Below are 19,177 nucleotides of genomic sequence, written 5' to 3' on the forward strand. Positions count from 1 at the left end.
GGGACGTCGCAGGGTGCATGCCGCGGTGCATCGCAAATTCCCTTGTTAGTTGTAACCTAGTAGGTTAAATTCGATGGAGAAACATACGCCTCACTGCAGGCTCTCGGTGATCAGGACTTGGCCATCGACGGGCGGATTTGCCTGACCAGCTCTGCTGCCGTTCACAGTCGCAAGCTCGGATTCGACAGTGCCGACGTGATCGCCGTCATTGCTTCGCCGACTTCGGCCGACTTTTACAAGAGCATGACGACCTACGCGGATCACAAGGTATGGCAGGACGTTTACCGGCCGATTACCGCCGCCGGTGCCCTGTATCTGAAACTGACGGTCACCGATGCGGTGCTGGTTGTGTCATTCAAGGAGCTGGAACCATGAAATGTCCAGAATGCGGGGGTGCGGAACTGGTGCAGGACACGCGCGACGTGCTTTTTACGTACAAGGGCGAAACTGTCATCATTTCCGCGGTCTCGGGCGGCTTTTGTCCGGCGTGCGGGGAAATCGTGCTGGATCCGGATCAGGCGGACCGGTACGGCGAAGCGGCGGTGGCGTTCCAAAAGCAGGTCAATGCCGCCATCGTCGATCCCGCCTTCATCGTGGCCGTGCGCAAGAAGCTGAGCCTGGACCAGCGTGAGGCCGCCGAGATATTCGGCGGCGGCGTCAATGCCTTCTCGCGCTACGAAACCGGAAAGACCAAGCCGCCGCTGGCGCTGGTCAAGCTGCTCAAGGTGCTGGAGCGGCACCCGGAGCTGCTGGAAGAGGTGCGCTCGGCGTAGCCGGTGCGCCCTTGGCCGTACTCGTTACAGCGGGAAGTCGTAGTCGATCGACAGCGGCGCGTGATCGCTGAACTTCTCGTCCTTGTAGATCGAGGTGGCTCGCGCGGTCTCGGCGATCTTCGCCGTGGTCAGGTGGTAATCGATGCGCCACCCGACGTTCTTCGCATAGGCCTGGCCTCGGTTGCTCCACCAGGTGTACTGTTCGGGGCGCGGGTCCAGCTTGCGGAACACGTCCACATAGCCATGCACGTCGAAGAGTTCGCCGATCCAGCCGCGCTCTTCCGGCAGGAAACCCGAGTTCTTCAGGTTGCCCTTCCAGTTCTTGATGTCGATTTCCTTGTGCGCGATGTTGACGTCACCGCACAGCACGATCTCGCGGCCGCTGGCCTTGAGTTGCAGCAGGTGGGGCAGGAAGGCTTCCATGAAGCGGAATTTCGCCTGCTGGCGTACTTCTCCGCTGGAGCCCGAGGGCACATAGACCGAGATCACGGCGAGGTGCGGATACTGCACCTCGACATAACGGCCTTCGTTGTCGAACTCGGGGACGCCGAAGCCGGTGATCACGCGCTCCGGCTTGTGCCGCGTGTAAAGGCCGACACCGCTATAGCCTTTTTTTTCCGCATAATGGAAGTAGCCGTGGTAGCCATGTGGCGCCAGAAACGCTTCCGTCATGTCGGCAGCCTGCGCCTTGAGCTCCTGGACGCAGACCATGTCGGCGTCCTGCTTGCCCATCCATTCGAAAAAGCCTTTCTTGGCCGCGGAGCGGATGCCGTTGAGGTTGGCGCTGATAATCCGTAACATCTCGGGAAATTTTGAAATCAGAGAGAAAAGATGACGCAGCAGACGACGCAGCCCGGCGCTGGCGACCTGAGCCAGACCTTCATCCGCTTCGCGCTGGACGCCGGCGTGCTGTCCTTCGGCGAATTCGTGACCAAAGCGGGCCGCAAGTCGCCGTATTTCTTCAACGCGGGCCTGTTCAACCAGGGCGCGATGCTGGGCCAGGTGGCGCAATTCTATGCGAAAACCCTGCTGGCCTCCGGTTTGGAGTTCGACGTGCTGTTCGGGCCAGCCTACAAGGGCATCACGCTGGCGTCCGCCACGGCGGTTGCGCTGTCCGGTCTCGGACGTGATGTCGGCTTCGCCTACAACCGCAAGGAAGCCAAGGACCACGGCGAGGGCGGCACCCTGGTGGGCGCCAAGCTGCAGGGCAAGGTCGTGATCATCGACGATGTGATCTCGGCCGGCACCTCGGTGCGCGAATCGATGGCGATGATCCGCGCCGCGGGTGCGGAGCCCGCCGCCGTGCTGATCGCACTGGACCGCATGGAAAAGAGCGGCACCGCGGACCAGGTGGGGACGCATTCCGCGGTGCAGGATGTGCAGCGCGAATATGGCGTGCCGGTGATCTCGATCGCCAGCCTGACCGACCTGCTGGCCTACCTGGATGCTTCGCAGGATCCCGCGCTGGGCGGCTCGCGCGAGGCAGTGGCTGCCTATCGGCAGCGCTACGGCGTATAGTCTGGAACCTGTTGCAGGTTGCGTGCAAAGGTCTGTCGCAATGCAGCAGATGACGGGAACCGCGCAGGAAGGACGCCGGTCTGACTGATCTAGCTGGCTGGCCAGCCCGGCCGCCGGCAATTCGCCTTGCCGCCCGGCAAGGCGACGCAGCATCTCTCAGGAGGTTAGCTGGCGATGGACATCAAGACGATCCGCGAGCAGGCATTCGCCATGCCGCTCACCAGTCCGGCCTATCCGATGGGGCCATACCGCTTCATCCATCGGGAATTCTTCATCATCTCCTACCGCACCGATCCCGGGCTCCTGCGCGCCGTGGTGCCGGAACCCCTGGAGATCGCCGATGCGGTGGTCAATTACGAATTCATCCGCATGCCGGACTCCACCGGCTTCGGCGACTACACCGAATCGGGCCAGGTGATTCCCGTCACCTACCAGGGCAAGCCCGGCAACTACACCCACGCCATGTACCTCGACGACCTGCCGCCACTGGCGGGCGGGCGCGAGCTATGGGGCTTCCCGAAGAAGCTCGCTTCCCCGCAGCTGGCCGTCCATACGGATACCCTGGTCGGCACGCTTGACTACGGTCCGGTGCGCGTGGCCACCGGCACCATGGGCTACAAGCATCGCGAGCTCGATGCGGCCGCATTGGGGGTGGCGCTGTCCACCACGCCCAACTATCTGCTCAAGGTCATACCCCACGTGGATGGCACCCCGCGCATTTGCGAACTGGTCTGCTACTTCCTCAAGGACGTGGCAATGAAGGGCGCCTGGACCGGGCCGGCGGCACTGTCGCTGTTCCCGCATGCGCTGGCGCCGGTGGCCGGCCTGCCGGTGCTGGAAGTCATTGGCGCCAAGCATTACGTTGCCGACCTCACCCTCGGGCTGGGCGAGGTGGTGTTCGACTATCTGGCCTGAACGGCCTGCATCCACATCGGTCTCCATCGGCTCGACCCATGCGGTCAATCCGGTCAGCCCGATCCACCCGCATCATCCGCAAGGGAGGTACGTCATGAAGCTCCAGGGAAAATCCGCCATCGTTACCGGCGCCGCCAGCGGCATTGGCAAGGCTATCGCTGATTTGCTGGCCAAGGAAGGCGCAGCGGTCGCCATCGCCGACCTGAACCTCGAGGCGGCGCAGAAGGCCGCTGCCGATATCGAGGCAGCAGGCGGGCGCGCTATCGCCGTGGCCATGGACGTGACCAGCGAAGACGCCGTCAACAATGCAACCGACGCGGTCGCCAAGGCGTTTGGCGGCATCGACATCCTCGTTTCCAACGCCGGCATCCAGATCGTCAACCCGATCCAGAACTACGCCTTCTCCGACTGGAAGAAGATGCAGGCCATCCATCTCGACGGCGCCTTTCTCACCACCAAGGCCGCGCTCAAGTACATGTACCAGGACAAGCGCGGCGGCACCGTGATCTACATGGGGTCGGTGCATTCGCACGAGGCCTCGCCGCTGAAATCGGCCTACGTGGCCGCCAAGCACGCGCTGCTGGGCCTGGCGCGTGTGCTTGCCAAGGAAGGCGCGGAGTACAACGTGCGCTCGCACGTGATCTGTCCGGGTTTCGTGCGTACGCCGCTGGTGGACAAGCAGATTCCCGAACAGGCCAAGGAACTCGGCATCAGCGAGGAAGACGTCATCCGCCGCGTCATGCTGGGTGGCACGGTGGACGGCGTATTCACCACCGTGGACGACGTGGCGCAGACCGCGCTGTTCTTGTGTGCGTTCCCGTCGGCGGCTTTGACGGGGCAGTCCTTTATCGTGAGCCACGGCTGGTACATGCAATAAGCGGCAAGGAAACGGCCTTGCGGCGGGATGGCCGGGCGCTGGCGCGCCACGGCACCGCCGCCCGGCCGGCATGGCTGCAGGCAACGTTGTTAAGCAAAGCAATCAAGGAGGGGTCGTGGCAGGCGGACGTCGGCAAAAGCAGGATCAGGCAGTACCAGGAAGGAGCGCGCCGAAGGCGGCCGTGAAGAGCGCAGCGGCAGCCGTTGTGGCGGACCCCGCAGCGCCGGCGATCAAGCGCGAGGCGCGCAAGAGCGAAGCGCTGGACCCGCCGGAGCCAAACCTCCTGCCGCCCGGCGGCTGCGCGCCGCCGGACCCGGAGCCGCAAGGGGACGGCAGCAAGCGGCCGGTTCACCACGAATACACCGTCAGGGCGCTGGTGCTGCAAGGCGGCGGCGCGCTCGGTTCCTATCAGGCGGGGGTGTATCAGGGCCTGGCCGAAGCCGGCATCCAGCCGAACTGGGTGGCAGGCATCTCGATCGGCGCGCTGAACGCCGCGGTGATTGCAGGCAATGCGCCCGAGCGCAGGGTCGAGCAATTGCGCGCCTTCTGGGAGTACATCTGCCGGCAGCCCTGGCTGCCCAGCCTGCTGCCGTATGAGGTCGTTGCCGAGAGCGCCGTGCACTGGCCCGATCCGATGCGCGTCTGGTTCGACGGCATCGAAGCCGCGCGCGCGGTTTTAGAGGGACAGCGTGGCTTCTTCCAGCCACGCCCCTGGCCCAGCCTGCTCGAACGCCAGGCCGGGCCGGGCGCCTCCAGCTACTATGACACCTCGCCGCTCAAGAGCACGCTGGAGCGTTTCGCCGATTTCGACCGCATCAACGAGCAGCATCACGAGATGCGGGTGTCGGTTGGCGCGGTCAACGTGCATACGGGGAACTTTGCCTATTTCGACAACACCCGCCGCAAGCTGCGTGCCGAGCATTTCATGGCCTCGGGTGCCTTGCCACCCGGCTTCCCGGCCGTTGAGATCGATGGCGAGTTCTACTGGGATGGCGGCCTGGTGTCCAACACGCCGTTGTCCGAGGTGCTGACCGCCCAGCCGCGGCGCGATGCGCTGATCTTCCAGGTGGACCTGTGGAGCGCGCGAGGCAAGTTGCCGCACAACCTGCTGGACGTGGCCGAGCGCCAGAAAGACATCCAGTATTCCAGCCGCACGCGCACCATCACCGACTACATGGCCGAGCAGCAGAACTACCGCCGCATGCTGAGCGAAGTGATGGCGCTGGTGCCGCAGGGCCAGCGCGACAACGACTGGTACCGGAAAGCGGCGGGGTACGCGTGCGACGCGAGACGCAATGTGATCCAGCTCATTTATCGCGATAAGACATTCGAGGGGAATGCCAAGGATTACCAGTTTGGACGACTGACGATGAATGAGCACTGGACCAGCGGGCTGGATGATATTCGGGAGACGTTGAAGCATCCGGAATGGCTGGCTATGCCCACGCATGAGAAGCCGTTTGTCACGCACGATATTCATCGGGGGAACGGGCATTCGTGATTGGGCGGGGAGAAGGCTTGACTGCGGTCGCGGTCGCAGTTAAAGCCCCCGCCAACCCTACACCACCTTCAATTTCGCCAACTCCGGCTTGCCCGGCGGATACTCCGGCTTCAACCTGGTGAACACCTCCATCAGGATCTCAGCCACCATCAGGTTCCGATGCGTCTTGGAATCCGCCGGCACGATATACCACGGTGCTTCCGGCGTGCTTGTGGCGGCAATGGCGGCCTCATAGGCGGTCGCATAGCTCTTCCAGTACTGCCGCTCTTCCAGGTCCTTGGGGTCGAACTTCCAATGCTTCTGCGGATCCGCCAGCCGCGCTTCAAGCCGGGATTTCTGCTCGTCCTTGGAAATATGCAGGAAGCACTTGACGATGGTGGTGCCGGTTTCCAGCAGCATCGTCTCGAATGCGCGTAGCTGCTTGTAGCGGCGCTCGCATTCGTCGTCGTCGATCCATTCGTGTACGCGCGTGATCAGCACGTCTTCGTAGTGGCTGCGGTTGAACACGACGATCTCGCCGGCGCGCGGCACCTGGGCGTGGATGCGCCACAGGTAGTCGTGCGCGAGTTCTTCGGCGGTAGGGGCCTTGAAGGCGACCACGCGAATGCCCAGCGGGTCGAAACTGCGAAACACGCCACGCACGGTGCCGTCCTTGCCGCTGGTATCCATGCCTTGCAGCACCACCAGCAGCTTGCGCTTGTGTTCGGCGTAGAAGATGTCTTGCACCGCGTCGAGCTGGGTGCTCAGCTCGGTCAGGCGGGCCTGGTCGGCGATTTTGTCGCCGCTGGAGAACGGCTTGGCGCCACTGTTGAAGTCGGCAAGGCGAAAGTTCTTGCCCGAGGTGATGCGGAAATCGGCGAGCGACATTGGCACTCCATGGTGGGCGCGGCCGTGGCTGGCCGCAAGCCCCTATGGTCAGGCCGGCAGCCGGTCCAGGTCAATGCTGCCTTCGAATACCGTGGTGGCCGGGCCGGTCATTCGCACCGACTCGCCTTCGCCGTCCCAGGCGATGGAGAGGTCGCCGCCATGCGTATGCACCAGCACCGGCGAGTCCAGCAGACCACGGCGGATGCCGGCGACGACCGCCGCGCACGCGCCGGTACCGCAGGCCAGCGTCTCGCCGGCCCCGCGCTCGAACACGCGCAGGCAAATGGCATGACGCTCCAGCACCTGCATGAAGCCCGCGTTGACGCGGTTGGGAAAGCTCGCGTGATGCTCGATGATGGGACCGTCCTGCAGCACGGGGAACGCCTCGGTGTCATCCACCACTTGCACCGCATGCGGATTGCCCATCGAAACCGCGGAGATCCATTCCGTGCGGCCGTTCACTTCCAGCCCGTAGAGCGTATCGCGGCCTTCGGCCCTGGTCGGCAGGCCGTCGGGGCGGAAGGGGACGCGGGCCGGCTCGAGTTCCGGCGCGCCCATGTCGACCGTGACCTGGCCGTCGTCTTGCAGGGTCAGGGTGATGACGCCATTCATCACTTGCACGCGTACCGAGCGCTTGTCGGTCAGGCCCTGGTCCGTGACGAAGCGCACGAAGCAGCGGGCGCCATTGCCGCAGTGCTCCACCTCGCCGCCGTCGGCGTTGAAGATGCGGTAGCGAAAGTCGACGTCGTCGCGGGTGGGCTTCTCGACCACCAGGATCTGGTCGGCGCCTACGCCGAAATGGCGGCTGGCCAACGCGCGCCATTGCCCGGGCGTCAGGTTCAGGGTCTGGTGGATGCCGTCGAGCACGACGAAGTCGTTGCCGGCACCGTGCATCTTGGTGAACTGGAGTTTCATAGTGCGATTGTAGTCGGGCTGTCCGGCGCTTGCCGGCGGCTTATCGAAGGTGGCTCGGGCGGCATATCTGACAGGTGGTGCCCGCGCCGTGCCTGCCTGGTCAGTAGTTTTCGCGCTCGCCGTCCGGGCGGTGCTTGAAGCGCTTGTGCACCCAGTAATACTCGGTCACGCGCGGGCGGATGCAATCTTCGAAGAAGGCGTTCATGCGCCGGGTGTCCGCGGTCACGCTGTCGCCGGGATAGTTTTCCCACGCTGGCAGGATGCGCAGCACATATCCCTTGTAGTCGGGCAGCATCTCGGTATAGATCGGCACGACCTTGGCGCCGGTCAGCCGCGCCAGGCGCGATACCGAAGTCAGCGTGAGGGCTTCCACGCCGAAGAACGGCACGTATTCCGAGTCGCGCTCGCCGAAGTCCATGTCGGCGATCAGTTGCAGGGCTTCGCCTTTGCGCAGGCAGCGGATGATGTCGCGCGCACTGTCGTTGCGGGCAATCATCTTGGCGCCGAAACGGCCGCGCGCATGCTTGAGGAAACCGTCGAACAGTTCGTTCTTCTGCCTGGTGTAGAGCGATGCGCCGGAGCGCCTCACGTGTTCGCGCAGATGGATGGTGAGCCGGATCGCGCCGGCCTCCACGCCTGAGAGATGCAGCGTGACAAGGATGTGGGGCGTACCATCCAGCGCCACGAGATCGGCCTGGTCGTCGATCTGGACCCAGCGGCGCATCTGTTTCTCGCTGCCAGTCCAGAAGATGCCGCGCTCGGCAAAGCTGCGGAAGACATTGCGGAAGGTCTGGCGCGAGAGCGATTCGATCTCGGCCTCGGTCCGCTCGGGGAAGCACAGGCGCAGGTTGGTTTGCACCACGCGGCGGCGGCTGCTGGGGATCAGGTAGAGCAGGCTGCCGAGTCCTTCGCCGAAGCGTGCAACAAGCGGATAGGGAAGCTTGCCCAGCACGGTCAGCAGGCCGATGCCAAGCCAGGTGAAAATGCGGCTCATTTTTGGTCGTCAGAGAGGGATACGGATGCTGTGGGCGGCACTTCCAGTGGATTGCGCGAGGCGTCGCCCGGCGGCGCCCGGGGCGGATCCGCTGGTGGCAACTCCGCGCCACCCGGATGCTTGTAGCGGTTGTAGCCCCACAGGTACTGGGTCGGGCATGCCCTCACCAGCTTTTCGACGGCTTCGTTGATGACGGCGACAGCTTCGGCCGGGTCGGCGGGCAGAAGATGGTTGATGACCTGCATATGGCCGAGATAGCCGACGCCGCGCGGCAGGCGCTCGGCGAAGACCACCGCGATCGGTGCGCCCGTGAGTTGCTGCAGGCGCTGCACCAGCGTCATGGTGTAGGCGGGCTTGCCGAAAAACGGCGCCCAGGCGCCTTCGCCGCCGGTCGGAACCTGGTCCGGCAGGATGCCAATGGCCTCGCCGCGCTTGAGTGCCTTCACCAGCATACGCACCCCGCGCGGCTGCGCGGGCGCCATGGCCAGGTTGGGCCGCGTGCGCATCTTGACGATCCAGTCGCGCAGCCAGGCCTGGTGTGGTGGCTTGTACAGCGCCGTGACCGGATGCCGCAGTGCAAATGCCTGCGGGAGCACTTCGAAGCAGCCCAGGTGAGGCACCAGGATGATCAGCCCGCGCCCCTGCGCCATCAGCCGGTCGAGTTCCGGCCAGAGCCGGTCGGCAAAGCCGTACATGCGCGCCTCGGGATTGCGCCGGCTCCAGAAATAGGGCATTTCCAGGATCATGCGCCCCGTCGAGCGGGCCGCTTCGGCCAGCATCGCCTTGCTGGCATCGGGGTAAGCCTGGCGCAGATTTTCGGCCAGCCGCCTGCCATAGCGTCCTGGCAGGCGTGCCGCCAATAGTCCGAGCACGCCGCCAATGGCGTGCAGCCACCAGAGCGGCAAGCGGGAAATCAGCCAGAACAGGAAGGTCATCGGGTTGCGATAGCGGCCCGGTGGGCCGGGTGGGTAATTAATGTTTTGCCGGGCGGTGCCGTTAGTGGGGCTATCAACAAGCATTCAATGCTGTAACGGGGCCCGCCTTGCGGCGTGCACGGCCTGCGGGCAGGTGCCAAGCCAGCGGTATGCCGCTAACTGGATGGCGCTAGCCGGCGACAGCGCCTGGTATGCAAGCAAGTCCAAGATAACGACACGCTGCAGCACCGCTTGCAGGCGCGTATAATAGCGCGTATCGCCGAGTTAACTGACAACTTGCGGGGCGATACCGTTCTACCGGAACGGCTTGAAAATACCGCTAAAGCGTCGCCGCCCGGGCTGAGAGGTTGGCGCGCAATAGCCAAACCTGGAGAAAAGTTCGTGGCAAACGACTTCCTGTTCACTTCGGAATCTGTCTCCGAAGGCCATCCCGACAAGGTCGCTGACCAGATTTCCGACGCAGTCCTCGATGCCATCCTGGCGCAGGACAAGTACGCGCGCGTGGCAGCTGAAACGCTGTGCAACACCGGGCTGGTAGTCCTCGCCGGGGAAATCACCACGACCGCCAACGTCGATTACATCCAAGTCGCGCGCGACACCATCAAGCGCATTGGCTACGACAACACCGAATACGGCATCGACTACAAGGGCTGCGCCGTGCTGGTTGCTTATGACAAGCAATCGCCCGACATCGCCCAGGGCGTGGACCGCGCCTCCGACGACTACCTGAACCAGGGCGCCGGCGACCAGGGCCTGATGTTCGGCTACGCCTGCGACGAAACGCCGGAGCTGATGCCCTTCCCGATCTACTATTCGCACCGCCTGGTCGAGCGCCAGTCGCAACTGCGCCGCGACGGACGTCTGCCCTGGCTGCGTCCGGACGCCAAGTCGCAAGTGACCGTGCGCTATGTCGACGGTCGTCCGCACAGCGTGGATACCGTGGTGCTGTCGACCCAGCACGCGCCGGATATCAGCCAGGCGCAGATCCGCGAAGCCGTGATCGAGGAAATCATCAAGCCGGTGCTGCCGGCCGAGATGCTCAAGGACACCAAGTACCTGGTCAACCCGACCGGCCGCTTCGTCATCGGCGGCCCGCAAGGCGATTGCGGCCTGACCGGCCGCAAGATCATCGTCGACACCTACGGCGGCGCTTCGCCGCACGGCGGTGGCGCCTTCTCGGGCAAGGATCCGTCGAAGGTTGACCGCTCGGCTGCCTATGCCGCGCGCTATGTCGCCAAGAACGTGGTCGCCGCCGGCCTGGCGCGCCAGTGCCAGGTGCAGGTCAGCTACGCCATCGGCGTGGCCCGCCCGATCAACGTGACGGTGTACACCGAAGGCACCGGCAAGATCTCAGACGAGGCGATCGCCGCGCTGGTGCAGGAGCATTTCGACCTGCGTCCGAAGGGGATCGTGCAGATGCTCGACCTGCTGCGCCCGATCTACGAAAAGACCGCTGCTTACGGCCACTTCGGCCGTGAAGAGCCGGAATTCTCGTGGGAAGCGACCGACAAGGTCGCTGTGCTGCGCGCTGCCGCCGGCCTGTAAGCGCTGCACCCGCCGCACCGGAACGCCGCCCTCGGGCGGCGTTTTTTCGTCTGGCAGGTGCCGCGCGCGGCTTGGGGCGAGCCTTGTCCTGGATCAAGCGGGCCGATGCGGGGCATGGCGGGGCACGGTCGCGAGGGTAGAATCGCGGGATGGCAAAGCGGTGCGGCGAGTGGCGCTTTGTTATCCCGGCGCAGCGTGTGCATGTGCGCACTGAAGCCCGCCGGAGCCCGCATACCGAGGATGCCCCATGTCACCTGATTCGACCCTTACGCCTTCCGCGCCCAGCCCGGCCACCGCGCCAGGGGCAGGCATGCCCGCGCTCAACCTGATCCGGCCTCAGCCCTATACCGAGTGGGCGCCGCAGGTCGATGCCGGCACCAAAGCCGAACTGCGCCGCGAACTGGAGCAGGGCGCGGTGCTGTTCTTCCCCCAGTTGCGCTTTCAGTTCGAGCCGGGCGAGGAACGCTTTCTCGATAGCCGCTGGTCGGACGGCAAATCCAAGAACATCAACCTGCGCGCCAGCGACCAGGCTGTGCGCGGCGCGACTGGCGGCGAGCAGGACCTGAAGGACCTGTACCGCCTGATTCGGCGCTATGCCGAATACAGCGAGAAGCTGGTGCTGAGCCTGTTCCCGGAATATGGCCCGCACATGGTGCGCGCCGGCACCTCATTGCGCCCGAGCGAAATCGCCGGGCGGCCGGTGAGCTGGCGCAAGGACGACACCCGGCTGCATGTGGACTCCTTCCCGTCCAATCCGCTGCTGGGTCAGCGGCTGCTGCGCGTATTCCACAATATCGACCCGCAGGCGCCGCGCGTGTGGCGGGTGGGCGAACCTTTTGGCGACTTCGCGAAGCGCTTTGTGCCGAAGACCAAGGGGATGTGGCCGGGGCAGGCGAAGGTGATGGAGTTGCTGCATATCACCAAGCGCCGGCGTTCGGAGTATGACCATCGCATGCTGCAGTTGCATGATCTTGCCAAGGCCGATCTGGCGTACCAGGCGAGCGTGCCGCAGCAGGAATTCCATTTCCCGCCGGGGTCGACCTGGATTGTGTTCAGCGATCAGGTGCTGCACGCGGCTATGCGGGGGCGGGCCATGATGGAGCAGACTTATTATTTGTCGCCGAAGGCGATCGGGGACCATACGCATTCGCCTGAGGCGGTGTTGTCGCGGATGTTGGGGCGGCCGATGGTGGTGGGTTGAGGCCCATCTTCGAAGTCAAAGGCTTAAAGTCAACGGCGGTTTCACCCCCCTGCGGGGGGCGACCTACTTTCTTGTCTCGCCAAGAAAGTAGGCAAAGAAGGCGCCCCATACGGGATAGGTAAACCTTGACGGCTCGCTTCGCATCGCGGGCCGCACATCCAGTGGCGTGTCTTCCCTCAGCGCAGCAGCAGCCGGATCATCGTTTCGAACCGCTTGCCGTAGGGCGGCTTGAGCAGCCCGGCGCCATTGAGCCGGGACTGGCGGAAGATCGGTTTGAGCTTGGAGAAGGTCTCGAAACCCGCTTCGCCGTGGTACGCGCCCATGCCGCTGGGCCCCACGCCGCCGAAGGGCAGGTCTTCCTGGGCGATATGCAGCAGCGTTTCGTTGATGCTGACGCCGCCGGCCACGGTCTGCGCCATCACCCGGTCGATCGCGCCGGGGTCTTTCTCGAAGAGGTAGAGCGCCAGCGGGCGCGGCCGTGCATTGATGTAATCAATGGCCTCGTCCAGCGTGCGGTAGGCCACCAGCGGCAATACCGGGCCGAAGATCTCTTCCTGCATCACGGTGGCGTCGGCGGGCACGTCAAGCAACAGTACCGGCGCCAGCCGGCGCCGTGCCGGGTCCGATGGTGCCTGGGACAGCGGCACCACGCGCGCGCCCGCGCGTTCGGCGTCGTTGACCAGCCCGTCCAGCCGGGCAAAGTGGCGCGGGCTGATGATGGTGGTGTAGTCGGGGTTGCCGGCCAGGTCCGGGTAGAGGCGGGCGGCGCAGGCGCGTGCCGCCGCGACGAACGGCTCGCGCATCGCTTCCGGCAGCAGCACATAGTCCGGCGCGATGCAGGTCTGGCCCGCGTTAAGCAGCTTGCCCACCAGGATGCGCTCGACCGCGTGTTCCAGGTCGGCGCCCGGGCCGACGATGACCGGCGACTTGCCGCCCAGCTCGAGCGTCACCGGCGTGAGGTTGGCCGCCGCCGCGCGCATGACATGGTGGCCGACCTGGGTCGAACCAGTGAACAGCAGGTGGTCGAAGGGCTGGGCGGAGAAGGCACTCGCCACCTCCGCGTCGCCATTGATCACGGCGACCTCATCGGCGGCGAAGTGTTGCTGCGCCAGGCGCGCGAACAGCGCGGCGAAGCGCGGGGTGTACTCGGAGAGCTTGACCATGGCGCGGTTGCCCGCGGCCAGCGCGCCCGCCAGCGGGCCCACCGTCAGGTAGAGCGGATAGTTCCACGGCACCACGATGCCGATCACGCCCAGCGGCTGCGGCATCAGCCGCGACGTGGCGGGTTTGAACCACAACCCGGTGCGCGCCCGCCGCACCTGCATCCAGCGTTTGCCATGACGCAGCGCATCGTCGATCCCGGCCACGCTGGGAAAGACTTCGAGCAGCGCGGTTTCCTGGTGAGCGCGATTGCCAAAGTCGGCGCTGATGGCCTGCGAGATCTCGTCCCGGTGTTCGGCCACCAGCTTGCGCAGCCGCCGCAGACGGTCGGCACGCACGGCCCAGGCAGGCGACTGGTCCCGCCGCGAGGCGGCGCGCATGGCGTCGAATACGGATGACATCTCGGGCACTTCTCTCATCTCTCGTTCTCCCGGGGCCGCGCGCTGCCCGTGGCGCGCGCGGCGTTTCAATTCCCGCACCATATGTCATGCGGCCGCCACTGGCAATGGAGGCCGGCCACCAGCCTCGTGCTTCAAACAGCCGTATTCATCGCCCTTCCTTTACCCTTTCCAGCGCCCCGGCAAAGCCCTACACTGATTTCGCGGCATGCTCTCGGCGTGCCCGCCAGACCGGGTTGCCCGGCATGCCCGGCCTGCCCCAGCGTCCGGCGCAACCCCGGCAGACTGACCTCCGACCACGCGGGGAGACGGATGGAAACCACCTTTGACTATCTTGTCGTTGGCGGCGGTTCGGCGGGGTGTGCCCTGGCCGGGCGCCTGGCCGACAGCGGCAGCGACAGCGTGGCGCTGCTCGAAACCGGAGGCCACGATCACCATGTGCTGGTGTCGACGCCGGCAGGCTGCGCGGCTTTGCTGCCGCGCGCCGGCAGCCGCAACTATGGCTACCACACCGTGCCGCAGCCGGGGCTGGACGGGCGCCGCGGCTACCAGCCGCGCGGGCGTGGCCTTGGCGGCAGTTCCTCGCTCAACGCCATGATCTACACGCGGGGCACGCCGTCCGACTACGATGGCTGGGCCATGGCCGGGTGCGATGGCTGGGCCTGGGACGACGTGCTGCCCTATTTCCGCCGCGCGGAATGCAACGAGCGCGTGGCCGGGCGCGACGACGATCCCTTGCACGGCGGCAGCGGTCCGCTCCATGTGTCGGACCTGCGCACGCCCAATCCGTTTGGCCAGCGTTTCATCGAGGCGGCCCAGCAGGCCGGCTACCGCCGCAACGATGATTTCAACGGCGTGGACCAGGAAGGCGCGGGCTGGTACCAGGTGACACAGCACGGCGGCGAGCGCTGGAACGCGGCGCGCGCCTACCTGCACCGCGGCGATGCCGCCGACCGCGCCAGCAATGGCGGCCGCGCCAACCTGCATGTGCTGACGGGCGCGCAAGTGCTGCGCATCGAGTTTGAAGGCCGCCACGCGGTGGGCGTCGTGGTGCGGCTGGATGGCCGCGAGACCGTGCTGCGGGCGCGCCGCGAGGTGATCGTGTCGGCAGGGGCGTTCGGTTCGCCGCAACTGCTGATGGTGTCGGGCGTGGGCCCGGCGGCGCATTTGCGCGAGCTGGGCATTCCCGTGGTGCATGACCTGCCAGGCGTGGGCACCAACCTGCAGGACCATCTCGACGTCATCGTGCACAAGCGCGTGGCGGCATCGGAGCTGTTCGGCGTGTCGGTGGGCGGCGCCTTCCGCATGCTGGCGGAGATCCTGCGATACCGGCGCGAACGCACCGGCATGATGACTTCCAACTTCGCCGAGGCGGGCGCTTTCCTCAAGAGCGATCCCGGACTGGAAGAACCGGACCTGCAGCTACATTTCGTGGTCGGCATGGCCGACGACCATATGCGCCGCCTGCGCTTCGGCCACGGCTATTCCTGCCACGTCTGCGTGCTGCGCCCGAAAAGCCGGGGAGAGGTGCGGCTGGCCTCGCCCGATATCCGCGAGGCGCCGCTGATCGATCCGCGTTTCCTGTCCGCCCCGAGTGACCTCGACGGCCTGGTGGCGGGCGTGCGCATCGTGCGCCGCATCCTTGCGCAGCCGCAACTGGCGGCGTTCGGCGGCAAGGAGTTGTATTCCGCGCACCTGCGCGCGGATGGCAGCGACGACAGCGCGATCCGCGAGATGATCCGCGCGCATGCCGACACCATCTACCATCCCGTCGGCACCTGCCGCATGGGTATGGATGAGAACGCGGTGGTCGACCCGCAACTGCGCGTGCGGGGTGTGGAAGGGCTGCGGGTGGTGGACGCGTCGATCATGCCGACGCTGATCGGCGGCAACACCAATGCGCCGGCCATCATGATCGGCGAGCGCGCGCATGACCTGATCCGGCACGGTCCCCGCGTGGTACTGCGCATGGCGGAGGTGTTGGCGGTGTGAGCCCCGGCCCGGCGCCGGGCCGGACTCGCGCTGGCTCTCGGGCCGGCATTGCGAAGATACTGCGCCGTCAGGCCGCGTTCGCCAGCCGGAAGGTCGACACCGTATCGCGCAGCTTGCCGGCCTGGTCGTCCAGCGATTGCGCCGCGGCGGCGGCTTCTTCCACCAGCGCGGCGTTTTGCTGCGTGACCTCGTCCATCTGGCCGACCGCCTTGTTGACCTGTTCGATGCCGGCGCTCTGCTCGTCGGAGGCCGCGGCAATCTCGGCAATGATGTCGGACACGCGCTTTACTGCATTCTGGACTTCGCCCATGGTCTTGCCGGCGTCCTCGGCCTGTGCCGAGCCGGTGCGCACGGTGTCGACCGAGCTGTCGATCAGGTCCTTGATTTCCTTGGCGGCGCTGGACGAGCGCTGCGCCAGGCTGCGCACTTCGCCCGCCACCACCGCGAAGCCCCGGCCCTGTTCGCCGGCGCGCGCGGCTTCCACCGCGGCATTCAGTGCCAGGATATTGGTCTGGAAGGCGATACCCTCGATCAGGCTGGTGATTTCGGCGATGCGGCTGGAGCTGGTGCTGATCGCGCCCATGGTTTGCACCATCTGCTGAACCGCGGCGCTGCCGTGCTCGGCGACGCTGGCGGCATTGCCGGCCAGGCCGCTGGCCTGGCGCGCATTGTCGGCGTTCTGCCGCACGGTGGTGGTCAGCTCCTCCATGCTCGATGCGGTTTGCTCCAGCGAGGCCGCCTGCTGTTCGGTGCGCGCCGACAAGTCGGTGTTGCCCGCGGCGATCTGGCGTGCCGCCACGCCCACGGATTCGGTCGAATGACGCACTTCGTGCAGCGCCACCGCCACGCGTTCGAGCAAGCGGTTGAAGGCGGCCGCGGTGCGGCCGATTTCATCCATGCGCCCGACCGGCGCGCGGCGCGCGAGGTCAAGGGAGTCGCTGACGTATTCCAGGGTCTGCTCGATCTCGGCCAGGCTGCCATGGATGCGCCGGTAAAGCGTCACCGCCAGGAAACCGGTGCCCAGCACGGCTACGGCGATCAAGACCGAGAACACCATGACTGCAGTGTGGTACTGCTCGCGATTGCTCAGGACGGCGTGCTCGCCCAGTTCCGCGTTGTAGGCGATGTGATCCTCGATCGTCTTGCGCATCGCGGTCGACGCCTCATGCAGTTCACCACTCACGAGCATGGCCTGCGCGGCTGCGTAATCGTTGGCGTGCGATTTCTCCAGCAAGGCGGCGCGTCCGGCGCGGTAGCGCTTGAGGGCGGCCCGGTCAGCCTCGAGCATCTTGCGATCAGTCTCGTCGGAGATATCCGCGCGTTCGTATTTGGCGGCGGTAGTGTCGAAATGCTGGTCCGCACTGGCGAGCGACTGTTCGGCTTCAGTCTTGCCCTTGAGGTCGTCGGTCATGGTATGCCGGTAAAGCGCGATGCGCATGGTGTTGACGTCGTCCTTGAGGCTGACAAGGATGCGCACGCTGTCCAGCGTGTTGTTGTTGAAGTACTCGAAGCGCTGTTCCGACTGGTGGAGTTGCCAGATGCCACCAAGGCCCACCCCGAGCAAGGCGAACAGGGCAAGAGATAAGGAAAGTAGCAGGCGTTGGCTGATGTTCATGTCGGGATGTCGGCGCCCGCCGCGGCAAGGCGCTCCGCTTGATATTTAAAGATGACTATCGGGCACTTATGTATTAAATGTATGCCCTTTATATCAACGGTTTACGGCATCACTGGCCTTGGCTGTAGCGAGGCGGGGAATTAATCCGGGGGGTATGTTGCGAGGCCAGGTGCGCACGGACGAATCGCGCCATGCGCCAGCATGACAGCGTGCGGCCGTGTCAGCTGCCTGGGCGCCTCTGGGCGTTCACGCGCGGCGATGCACCGGCGGCTTCACGCCGGCCATGCGCGCGCCACCACGCCCGCCAGCGCGGCTTCGTCGCCCTCCAGCGTGCCGAACACGCGGCCATGCTGGCGTCCAAGCCGGCTGGCCACGAAGCGCTCGGCATCGTCGGTGTCGGCATGGGCGAGCATCAGCGCCGCCTGCGCGGTCAGCACCAGGCCCTGGGCAAAGCGCCGCGCGCCGGCTTCGAGATGTTCCGGCGCGTCGCGCAGCATCGCCTGCAGCGAGGCGAGTTCGGCGCGCACCGCCGGATGGCCGCCGGCGCGCCGTCCTAGGTCCTGCAATAGCCGCCCCGCGTCCTCGGGATTGCGCTGGAGCGCGCGCAGCACGTCCAGGCACATGATGTTGCCGGAGCCCTCCCAGATCGAGTTGACCGGCGCCTCGCGGTACAGCCGGGCCATCGGGCCTTCCTCCACGTAGCCGTTGCCGCCCCATACCTCCATGGCTTCGCCCGTCACCTCTATGGCGCGCTTGCAGACCCAGAACTTGGCCGCCGGCGTGACGATGCGCTTCCAGGCGGCGGCCAGCGGATCGGCATCGGCCCGCTCGAAAGCATGTGCCAGTTCCATCATGAGCAGGGTGGCGGCCTGGCTTTCCAGCGCCAGGTCGGCCAGCACGTTGCGCATCAGCGGCTGCTCCGCCAGCAGGCGGCCGAACGCCATGCGGTGCCGCGCGTGGTGGATGGCCTGCACCAGCGCCGCGCGGATGATGGCGGCGCTGCCGATCACGCAATCCAGCCGGGTATAGGTGGCCATCTCGATAATGGTCGGGATGCCGCGGCCTTCCTCGCCGATCAGGATGCCGGTGGCCTCGCGGAATTCCACTTCGCTGCTGGCGTTGGAGCGATTGCCCAGTTTGTCCTTGAGACGCTGGATCTGCACCGGGTTCTTGCTGCCGTCGTCGCGAAAGCGCGGCACGAAGAAGCACGACAGCGGCCCGTCCTCCGCGCCCATGCGCGCCACCACCAGGTGGGCATCGCACATCGGCGCGGAGAAAAACCACTTGTGCCCGGTGATCGCGTACTCGGCGCCGCGGCCCTCGCCGCGCACGGCGCGCGCGACGGTGGTGTTGCTGCGCACATCGGAGCCGCCCTGCTTTTCCGTCATGCCCATGCCGATCATCACGGCATGCTTGTCGCGCCAGGGCAGGTCGCGCGGATCGTGCTCGGTGGCAAACAGTTTCGGCCCCAGTTCCGCGAACAGCGCCGCTTCCTTCTGCAGCACCGGGATGCTGGCGAACGTCATGGTGGGCGGGCACAGGGATCCGGATTCGGCCTGCGCCTGCAGGAAATAGCCGGCGGCGCGCGCCACCCACGCGCCCTCCCTGGGCTGCGCGAACGGCAGCGCCTGCAACTGCTGGCTGCGCAGCAGGGCCAGCAAGGCGTGCCATGCCGGCGGAAATTCCACTTCGTCGATGCGCTCGCCGGTGCGGCTGTGCGTATGCAGCTCGGGCGCGTGGCGATTGGCCTCGGCCGCCCACTGCTGGACATCGGGTTTGCCCAGGCGCGCCCCGAAGACATCGAGCGCACTGGCGTGCCAGCCGCCGCCAAGCCGCTCCAGCGCGTCGCGCAAGGCGGGGTCGCCGGTGAACAGGTTGTGGCCGGTGAGGTCCGGGACCTGGTTGAACACGCGGTGGGTGGCAGCTTCAGTCATGAGGTCTCCTGTGCGGTCTTCTGCGAGCGTTGCGCA

The 19,177-nt window shown here is 65.8% G+C and carries 17 protein-coding genes; 9 read left to right on the forward strand and 8 right to left on the reverse strand.

Annotated elements, in window-relative coordinates:
• Positions 1–117: 117 nt before the first annotated feature.
• Positions 118–375, forward strand: a complete 258-nt coding sequence (locus tag AC1DS6_RS25960) for a type II toxin-antitoxin system MqsR family toxin (protein WP_441631490.1) — start codon at positions 118–120, stop codon at positions 373–375.
• On the forward strand, positions 372–773 hold the full coding sequence (locus AC1DS6_RS25965) for a type II toxin-antitoxin system MqsA family antitoxin (protein WP_441631492.1): 402 nt from the start codon (positions 372–374) through the stop codon (positions 771–773). The genes AC1DS6_RS25960 and AC1DS6_RS25965 overlap by 4 nt, the downstream gene beginning before the upstream one ends.
• Positions 774–797: 24 nt before the next feature.
• Here the strand turns inward: AC1DS6_RS25965 and AC1DS6_RS25970 are convergent, their stop codons facing one another.
• Complete coding sequence (locus tag AC1DS6_RS25970) at positions 798–1,574, reverse strand: exodeoxyribonuclease III (RefSeq protein ID WP_441631494.1); 777 nt, start codon at positions 1,572–1,574, stop codon at positions 798–800.
• A 30-nt stretch (positions 1,575–1,604) separates the two neighbouring features.
• On the opposite strand from AC1DS6_RS25970, the gene pyrE reads away from it, so the two are divergent.
• The 4 genes from pyrE (at position 1,605) to AC1DS6_RS25990 (ending at position 5,584) form a co-directional block, all read left to right on the forward strand.
• Positions 1,605–2,291, forward strand: coding sequence for an orotate phosphoribosyltransferase (gene pyrE, locus AC1DS6_RS25975; RefSeq protein WP_441631496.1), 687 nt, complete (start codon positions 1,605–1,607; stop codon positions 2,289–2,291).
• 174 nt (positions 2,292–2,465) lie between these two features.
• The gene (locus AC1DS6_RS25980) at positions 2,466–3,206 is read left to right on the forward strand and encodes an acetoacetate decarboxylase (protein ID WP_441631498.1); all 741 of its coding nucleotides are present in this window, start codon (positions 2,466–2,468) and stop codon (positions 3,204–3,206) included.
• A 94-nt stretch (positions 3,207–3,300) separates the two neighbouring features.
• A complete protein-coding gene (locus AC1DS6_RS25985; protein ID WP_045236184.1) occupies positions 3,301–4,083 on the forward strand; it encodes a 3-hydroxybutyrate dehydrogenase in 783 nt (260 codons plus the stop codon).
• Positions 4,084–4,366: 283 nt separating this feature from the next.
• Positions 4,367–5,584, forward strand: a complete 1,218-nt coding sequence (locus tag AC1DS6_RS25990; RefSeq protein ID WP_441631525.1) for a DUF3734 domain-containing protein — start codon at positions 4,367–4,369, stop codon at positions 5,582–5,584.
• A 57-nt stretch (positions 5,585–5,641) separates the two neighbouring features.
• On the opposite strand, the gene AC1DS6_RS25995 is transcribed toward AC1DS6_RS25990, so the two are convergent.
• From AC1DS6_RS25995 to AC1DS6_RS26010, 4 genes are all read right to left on the reverse strand, one after another.
• On the reverse strand, positions 5,642–6,451 hold the full coding sequence (locus AC1DS6_RS25995; RefSeq protein ID WP_441631500.1) for a polyphosphate kinase 2 family protein: 810 nt from the start codon (positions 6,449–6,451) through the stop codon (positions 5,642–5,644).
• Positions 6,452–6,499: 48 nt separating this feature from the next.
• Positions 6,500–7,366 carry a diaminopimelate epimerase gene (dapF, locus tag AC1DS6_RS26000; RefSeq protein WP_441631502.1) on the reverse strand — a complete coding sequence of 289 codons (867 nt, stop codon included), beginning with the start codon at positions 7,364–7,366 and terminating at the stop codon, positions 6,500–6,502.
• A gap of 100 nt (positions 7,367–7,466) precedes the next feature.
• Complete coding sequence (locus AC1DS6_RS26005) at positions 7,467–8,360, reverse strand: lipid A biosynthesis lauroyl acyltransferase (RefSeq protein ID WP_441631504.1); 894 nt, start codon at positions 8,358–8,360, stop codon at positions 7,467–7,469.
• Entirely contained in the window at positions 8,357–9,295 is a 939-nt protein-coding gene (locus AC1DS6_RS26010) for a lysophospholipid acyltransferase family protein (protein WP_441631506.1), read from the reverse strand. The genes AC1DS6_RS26005 and AC1DS6_RS26010 overlap by 4 nt, the downstream gene beginning before the upstream one ends.
• Positions 9,296–9,676: 381 nt before the next feature.
• Here AC1DS6_RS26010 and metK point away from each other — a divergent pair, with 381 nt between their 5' ends.
• Positions 9,677–10,840, forward strand: a complete 1,164-nt coding sequence (gene metK, locus AC1DS6_RS26015; RefSeq protein ID WP_035874278.1) for a methionine adenosyltransferase — start codon at positions 9,677–9,679, stop codon at positions 10,838–10,840.
• A gap of 310 nt (positions 10,841–11,150) precedes the next feature.
• Positions 11,151–12,041, forward strand: coding sequence for a Kdo hydroxylase KdoO (locus AC1DS6_RS26020; RefSeq protein WP_441631527.1), 891 nt, complete (start codon positions 11,151–11,153; stop codon positions 12,039–12,041).
• Positions 12,042–12,217: 176 nt separating this feature from the next.
• Here the strand turns inward: AC1DS6_RS26020 and AC1DS6_RS26025 are convergent, their stop codons facing one another.
• Positions 12,218–13,621, reverse strand: coding sequence for a coniferyl aldehyde dehydrogenase (locus AC1DS6_RS26025; RefSeq protein WP_441631509.1), 1,404 nt, complete (start codon positions 13,619–13,621; stop codon positions 12,218–12,220).
• A 291-nt stretch (positions 13,622–13,912) separates the two neighbouring features.
• Between AC1DS6_RS26025 and AC1DS6_RS26030 the strand changes: the two genes are divergently transcribed.
• Positions 13,913–15,592: a GMC family oxidoreductase gene (locus AC1DS6_RS26030; protein WP_441631511.1), complete on the forward strand. Its 1,680-nt coding sequence runs from the start codon at positions 13,913–13,915 to the stop codon at positions 15,590–15,592.
• Between the two features lie 67 nt (positions 15,593–15,659).
• Here the strand turns inward: AC1DS6_RS26030 and AC1DS6_RS26035 are convergent, their stop codons facing one another.
• Positions 15,660–17,207, reverse strand: a complete 1,548-nt coding sequence (locus tag AC1DS6_RS26035) for a methyl-accepting chemotaxis protein (RefSeq protein WP_441631513.1) — start codon at positions 17,205–17,207, stop codon at positions 15,660–15,662.
• A 272-nt stretch (positions 17,208–17,479) separates the two neighbouring features.
• Positions 17,480–19,141, reverse strand: a complete 1,662-nt coding sequence (locus AC1DS6_RS26040; RefSeq protein ID WP_441631515.1) for an acyl-CoA dehydrogenase family protein — start codon at positions 19,139–19,141, stop codon at positions 17,480–17,482.
• Positions 19,142–19,177: the final 36 nt, after the last annotated feature.

This window comes from Cupriavidus sp. 05L310 (assembly GCF_056398185.1).

What these genes read in the sequence shown, in the direction of transcription:
- AC1DS6_RS25995 (WP_441631500.1), bottom strand. Translation starts at nt 6,451, where the DNA reads ATGTCGCTCGCCGATTTCCGCATCACCTCGGGCAAGAACTTTCGCCTT.
- AC1DS6_RS26030 (WP_441631511.1), top strand. Translation starts at nt 13,913, where the DNA reads ATGGAAACCACCTTTGACTATCTTGTCGTTGGCGGCGGTTCGGCGGGG.
- AC1DS6_RS26010 (WP_441631506.1), bottom strand. Translation starts at nt 9,295, where the DNA reads ATGACCTTCCTGTTCTGGCTGATTTCCCGCTTGCCGCTCTGGTGGCTG.
- AC1DS6_RS26020 (WP_441631527.1), top strand. Translation starts at nt 11,151, where the DNA reads ATGCCCGCGCTCAACCTGATCCGGCCTCAGCCCTATACCGAGTGGGCG.
- AC1DS6_RS25985 (WP_045236184.1), top strand. Translation starts at nt 3,301, where the DNA reads ATGAAGCTCCAGGGAAAATCCGCCATCGTTACCGGCGCCGCCAGCGGC.
- AC1DS6_RS25970 (WP_441631494.1), bottom strand. Translation starts at nt 1,574, where the DNA reads ATGTTACGGATTATCAGCGCCAACCTCAACGGCATCCGCTCCGCGGCC.
- AC1DS6_RS26005 (WP_441631504.1), bottom strand. Translation starts at nt 8,360, where the DNA reads ATGAGCCGCATTTTCACCTGGCTTGGCATCGGCCTGCTGACCGTGCTG.
- AC1DS6_RS26035 (WP_441631513.1), bottom strand. Translation starts at nt 17,207, where the DNA reads ATGAACATCAGCCAACGCCTGCTACTTTCCTTATCTCTTGCCCTGTTC.
- pyrE (WP_441631496.1), top strand. Translation starts at nt 1,605, where the DNA reads ATGACGCAGCAGACGACGCAGCCCGGCGCTGGCGACCTGAGCCAGACC.
- dapF (WP_441631502.1), bottom strand. Translation starts at nt 7,366, where the DNA reads ATGAAACTCCAGTTCACCAAGATGCACGGTGCCGGCAACGACTTCGTC.
- AC1DS6_RS25965 (WP_441631492.1), top strand. Translation starts at nt 372, where the DNA reads ATGAAATGTCCAGAATGCGGGGGTGCGGAACTGGTGCAGGACACGCGC.
- AC1DS6_RS26040 (WP_441631515.1), bottom strand. Translation starts at nt 19,141, where the DNA reads ATGACTGAAGCTGCCACCCACCGCGTGTTCAACCAGGTCCCGGACCTC.
- AC1DS6_RS26025 (WP_441631509.1), bottom strand. Translation starts at nt 13,621, where the DNA reads ATGAGAGAAGTGCCCGAGATGTCATCCGTATTCGACGCCATGCGCGCC.
- AC1DS6_RS25980 (WP_441631498.1), top strand. Translation starts at nt 2,466, where the DNA reads ATGGACATCAAGACGATCCGCGAGCAGGCATTCGCCATGCCGCTCACC.